1 protein-coding gene is annotated in these 865 nt (G+C 50.6%); it reads left to right on the top strand.

The features are described 5' to 3' along the window. A partial coding sequence (locus R7O13_RS25365; RefSeq protein ID WP_318305008.1) for an MFS transporter occupies positions 1-865 on the top strand: 865 nt, incomplete at both ends.

The raw sequence follows: 865 nt of genomic DNA, 5'->3' as shown, positions 1-865 counted from the left end.
CGCAAGAAAGTGCTACTCGCTGGTTTGCTGATCGCAATGTCTGGCTTGCTGATGATCATTTTCTGGAGCCATACGTTTACTGGCATGGTATTAGGCCGCTTTTTGCAAGGCTTGGGGACGGGTTGCTGCGTGGTGTTGGCTCGGGCTTCTACTCGCGACCAGTTTAGTGGGAATGAGCTTCCCGTCGCGATGTCTTACATTGCTATGGCAGCGTCCATCACGCCGTTGATTGCTCCTGTGATTGGTGGGTTCATTAACTTCCACTTTGGCTGGAGCATGGTGTTCATTTCATTGTTGGGTTACGTGTCGCTCGCTTGGATCATCATTGCGTTTCGATTCAAAGAGACCATCACACGACGCTCTGCAATCCCCTCTCCAGCCAAAATGTTGGTGCAGTATCGTGATTTGCTCTCGTCTCGATATTTTATAAGCTTTGCGAGCATCAGTTGGCTCAACTTCAGCTTGATGATCACGACCGTCTCCGTGATGCCTTTTATCATGCAAGACCAAATCGGGATGACATCGGACGAATACGCCATGTGGGCACTGATCCCCGCGTTAGGTATGCTCGGCGGCACAACCATTTGTAACCGCATCCGCCCCGTCATCGGAAATAAGAAAATGCTGCTTTGCACGCCTGTTTTGCATATCAGTGCGGCACTGTGGCTGTTTTTCTGCCCGGTAGAACCCTTGTATTTGATGATTGGACAATTGTTGATGATTCTTGGCAATGGCATTGCGTTGCCTTGTGCACAAGCACTTGTGATGCAACCATACAAAGAACAAGCGGGCGCAGCGGCAGCCATGTCTGGCGGCGGTCAAATGGTGGTCTCTTCCTTGGTGAGTATGACGCTGGTGCAACTTG

The sequence above is a fragment of the Vibrio sp. Y176 genome (assembly GCF_033438945.1).
The sequence above is the reverse complement of the archived record's forward strand: the minus strand, read 5'-3'. Positions and strand labels throughout refer to the sequence as shown.